The organism is Arthrobacter sp. TB 26 (assembly GCF_000427315.1).
GTDB lineage: Bacteria > Actinomycetota > Actinomycetes > Actinomycetales > Micrococcaceae > Arthrobacter.
In genome coordinates, this window is the sequence record NZ_AUPJ01000058.1 from 1 (window position 1) to 4,759 (window position 4,759).

Consider the following 4,759-nt stretch of genomic DNA (forward strand, 5'->3'; position numbering starts at 1 on the left):
CCCGCCGCTCTGCTGCAGCCGTATGCCCTCAAGGTCATGGCGGACGCGGACGCGGATTTCATCACGATCATGGCCCCGGACCGCACCCGGTGGACCCATCCCCGGGAGGAGGAACTGGGCAAGCCCTATATCGGCTCCATCGATGCGGCCCTCCAGGGCCAGGTGTTCACCGAGATGACGGCCGGCACCCTCGGCCCCTCGGTGCGCACGATCGCCCCGGTCAAGGACGCGGACGGCACGGTCCGGGCGCTGGTTGCGGCCGGCGTGACGGTCCGCACCGTGGACATCGCTGTCTCCGGCAGGCTGCCGGCGCTGGTAGCCATCGGGCTGGCCCTCCTCGCCGGCGGATCGGTGGCATCCTGGCTGCTGGGTCGGTACCTGCGCCAGGTCACCCGGGGCTGGGGCCCGGAGCAGCTCGCCCAGCTCTTCGCCTACTACGAATCGGTGCTCCACTCGGTCCGTGAAGGCGTCATCCTGATCGATCCCAAGGGCAAGGTCGTGATGTACAACGACCAGGCGGCCGTACTGCTGGGACTCACGCCCCGCGCATCCGCTGACGGCGGCCGGCAGGAGGCGCCGTCGCTCGCTGAGCTCCCGCTGGACCCCAGCCTTCGGGAGCTGTTCGAGTCGGGCCGGACCGCGCTGGACGAGATCCACTTGACCGGCTCGCGGATCCTTGTGGTGAACCAGGGGCCGGCGGTCGGGCCGGGCTCGGCCGGCGGACGCACAAGCCCGGCCGTCTACGGGACCGTGGCCACGATCCGCGACCGCACCGAGATCGAATCGCTTGGCAGCGAGCTGGAGACCATGCGCACTCTCTCCGATGCCCTGCGCGCACAGACCCACGAACACGCCAACCGGCTGCATACGATCGTCTCCCTGATGGAACTGGGACGCGGCACTGAAGCCCTGGACTTCGCCACCCAGGACCTCGAGCTGAGCCAGCGGCTGACCGATGACGTGGTGAGTTCCATCGACGAGCCCGTGCTCGGTGCCCTCATTATGGGCAAGGCCGCCGAGGCCCACGAACGGGGCGTCGAACTGACCCTCAACACCGTGGGGAACGGGACCGGACCGTCCGCCGTGACCGGCCTGGCCGTGCAGGACCTCGTGGCGATTCTGGGCAACCTGCTGGACAACGCCATCGACGCCGCGGCCGAGGCGCCGGCCCCGAAAATCGTGGAACTAACCGTGGAAGCATCTGCCGGGTCCCTGGCGATCACGGTGGAGGACAGCGGGCCAGGGATCGACCCGCAGGCCGTGGAGGACATCTTCCGGCATGGTTTCAGCACCAAGACTCCGGGGCCCTTCGGGCGGGGACTCGGCCTGGCCCTGGTCCGCCAGGCGGTGCAGCGGCTCGGCGGTACCATGTCAATCACGAGCCCGGCAGGGGCGCTGTTCCGCGTCACGCTGCCGACGGCTGCGCCGTCTGCATCACCGGCGGCATCAACGGCGGCATCGCCCGACGTATCACTGACCACAGAGGGACAGCAATGAGCGACATCCGTGTACTCGTCGTCGAAGACGAGCCCATTGCGGCGGCAGCCCACGCCGCCTATGTCGGCCGGCTGGAGGGATTCACGCTGGCCGGTTCGGCGCCGGACGGACAGTCCGCGCTCCGGCTGATGACGGACTTCGCGGCGGCGGGCACTCCGGTGGAGCTGGTGCTCCTGGATATGAACCTGCCGGACCTGCACGGCCTCGACATCGCCCGGCGCATGCGTTCCGCCGGGCTGTTCGCGGACATCATCGCCATCACCGCGGTCCGGGAACTGAACATTGTCCGCAGCGCGGTGGCCACAGGGGTGGTCCAGTACCTGATCAAGCCGTTCACCTTTGCCACCTTCGCGGACAAGCTCACCAGCTACCGGCTCTTCCGGCAGCAGCTGGCCTCCCCCGCAGCCGGACATGCCGGTCCCGGGGCGTCGCAGAGCGATGTGGACCAGGCCTTCGCGAGCCTGCGGGCCCCTTCGGAGGTGCCCTTGCCCAAGGGGCTGGCCGTCTCCACCCTGGAATCGGTGCAGGACTTCATGAAGCAGCAGTCCGGGGCAGTGTCGGCCAGCGAGGTGATGGACGCGCTGGGCATGTCCCGGGTGACCGCCCGCCGCTACCTGGAATACCTCGCCGACGCCGGCACGGTTTCCCGGACGGCACGCTACGGCGCGCCCGGCCGGCCGGAGAACGAATACCGCTGGACCCGGGCGGGGGCTTAAGCTCCCACCGCACCGGGCCGCAAGGTCCCGATCAGCTGGTCGATCACGCCGGCGTCCTCAATCGTCGAGGGCACCACATACTCCTCGCCGTCGGCAATCTGGCGCATGGTCTTGCGCAGGATCTTGCCGGACCGGGTCTTGGGCAGGGCCTCCACCACCGTGACGTGCTTGAAGTCCGCGACGGCGCCGATGTCGCGCCGGACCAGGGCGATCAGGTCCTTGACCAGGATCTCCTCGGGCACATCGACCCCGGACTTCAGCACCACGTAGCCGCTGGGCCGCTGGCCCTTCAACGGGTCCGCGAGTCCGATCACGGCGCATTCGGCCACGGCCGGGTGCTGGCCGATCACCTGTTCCATGGCGCCGGTGGAGAGCCGGTGGCCGGCGACGTTGATGATGTCGTCGGTGCGGCCCATGACGAAGAGGTAGCCGTCCTCGTCCCGGTAGCCGGAGTCACCGGTGGCGTAGTAGCCCTCGAACGCCTGAAGGTAGGAGGAGATGTAGCGCTCGTCGTCGCCCCAGAGCGTCGTCAGCGTGCCCGGCGGCAGGGGTAGCGCCAGGACGATGTTGCCTTCGGTCCCGGCCTCGACGTCGTCGCCTGATCCGTCGACGATGTTCAGCTTGAAGCCGGGCATCGGCACACTGGGCGAGCCCGCCTTGATCGGCAGCCCGTCCAGCCCCCGCGGGTTGGCGCAGATGGCCCAGCCCGTTTCGGTCTGCCACCAGTGGTCCACCACCGGGACGCCCAGGATCCGGGAGGCCCAGTGAAAGGTGTCCGTGTCCAGCCGTTCACCGGCGGCAAACAGGGTGCGGAGGCTGGAAATGTCGTACTGCCCGAGCAGCGCGGCCTCGGGGTCGGCCTTCCGGATGGCCCGCAGGGCCGTGGGCGCGGTGAACAGCACGTTGACCTTGTGGTCCTGGATGACCCGCCAGAACGCGCCGGCGTCGGGCGTGCCCACGGGCTTGCCTTCGTAGATGACCGTCGTGGCGCCGGCCAGCAGCGGGCCGTAGACGATGTAGGAGTGCCCTACCACCCAGCCGACGTCGGACGCCGTCCACATCACGTCGCCGGGGCCGATGTCGTAGATGTTCTCGAGGGTCCAGCTGAGCGCCACGGCATGGCCGCCGTTGTCCCGCACGACGCCCTTGGGCGCGCCGGTGGTTCCCGAGGTGTAAAGAATGTACAGCGGGTCCGTGGCCTTGACGTCAACCGGCGCGGCCGGCGCGGCGGTGGCCATTTCGGCCTCCCAGTCCAGCCAGCCGGGGTGGTCGGCCACCGAGGAGGCGAAGCCTTCCCGGCCCTTGACCAGGACCGGGGTGTCCGGCGTGCCGGCCAGGGCGAGGGCTTCCTTGACGGCGGGGAGGTACTCGATCCGGCGCGAGGGTTCGATGCCGCCGGAGGCCGTGACCACCGCGGCAGGGGCGGCGTCGCGGATGCGGGCGGCGAGTTCCTTGGGGGCGAAGCCGCCAAAGACGACCGAGTGGACGGNCGGCGCCGAGCCGGGCCGTGGCGAGCATGGCGATGGCTGCCTCGGGGATCATCGGCATGTAGATGACGACGCGGTCGCCCTTGCCAACGCCCTGGCGGCGCAGGACCCCGGCGAACCGTGCCACGAGGTCCGTCAGCTCGGCGTAGGTGTAGCGCTGCTGCGTGCCGAGCATGGCGGAGTCGTAGATCAGGGCGTCCTGAGCGCCCCGCCCCTCCTCGACGTGCCGGTCCAGCGCGTTGTAGGAGGTGTTGAGCACGCCGTCAGGGAACCAGTCGTACAGCGGCGCCCTGCTCGAATCGAGGGCATGCTGCGGCGGGGTAGTCCACGAGATCTTCCCGGCAGCCTCCAGCCAGAATGCTTCGGGCGTATCCAGGCTGCGTGTGTAGCTGTCCCGGTAGTTCTTGGTAACCATGAAAATGAGTCCCGTCCACGACAATGTGATGGAGCTCATGGTAGCCCCGCCGGGGCGGCCGACACAAGGCTTGTGTATACACAGACGCCCAGAAGGGCGCCAATATTGGATAAATGCTGGGAAAATGGATCCGGCATGTATACACTGGACAGCGTCAGCCAACGAAGGAGTCAGGATGCGCGCGAGCGACAAGGCCTATGCGGCCCTGCGCGACGACATCATCGAGTGGCGCCTCCTCCCGGGGACGGTGCTCGCGGAAGTGGAGCAGTCCGAGCGGCTCGGCATCTCCCGCACCCCGCTGCGGGAGGCCCTGAGCCGGCTCACCGCGGAGGGACTGACGACGACGGCGGGCGGCCGCGGCGGCGTCGTTGTCACCGACATTTCGCTGGAGGACATCGACGAACTCTTCGAACTGCGCGAAACCCTCGAGGGCAAGGCCGCAGCGCTGGCCGCCGAACGCGGGGACGCCGCCACCTTCGAGCAGCTCCGCAACGAACTTCGCCGGGCACCGGCGCTGATCAGCGGCGAGGATCCCGCGCGGCACGACTACTACGGCCTGGTCGGCCGGCTGGACGCAGCCATCGACGCCGCCATCCACAACTCCTACCTCGCCCAGGCGATGCGCAGCCTGCGCGTCCATCTGG

The 4,759-nt window shown here is 69.1% G+C and carries 3 protein-coding genes and 1 pseudogene; 3 read left to right on the forward strand and 1 reads right to left on the reverse strand.

Going from position 1 to position 4,759, the window contains the following annotated elements; translation table 11 throughout:
* Together K789_RS0101055 and K789_RS0101060 are read left to right on the forward strand one after the other, a co-directional pair.
* On the forward strand, positions 1-1,497 hold a 1,497-nt coding region (locus K789_RS0101055; protein WP_024365129.1), incomplete at its 5' end, for a sensor histidine kinase.
* Positions 1,494-2,213, forward strand: a complete 720-nt coding sequence (locus K789_RS0101060) for a response regulator (protein WP_024365130.1) — start codon at positions 1,494-1,496, stop codon at positions 2,211-2,213. The genes K789_RS0101055 and K789_RS0101060, both read left to right, overlap by 4 nt.
* Here K789_RS0101060 and K789_RS21940 read toward each other — a convergent pair.
* Positions 2,210-4,115 (reverse strand): annotated as a pseudogene (locus tag K789_RS21940) (AMP-binding protein). The gene K789_RS0101060 and the pseudogene K789_RS21940 sit on opposite strands and share 4 nt — an antisense overlap.
* A gap of 175 nt (positions 4,116-4,290) precedes the next feature.
* Here K789_RS21940 and K789_RS0101070 point away from each other — a divergent pair.
* Positions 4,291-4,759: GntR family transcriptional regulator (locus K789_RS0101070; protein WP_024365131.1), on the forward strand; the 469-nt coding region annotated here is incomplete at its 3' end.

Coding starts and splice junctions, on each gene's coding strand:
- K789_RS0101060 (WP_024365130.1), top strand. CDS start 1,494: ATGAGCGACATCCGTGTACTCGTCGTCGAAGACGAGCCCATTGCGGCG.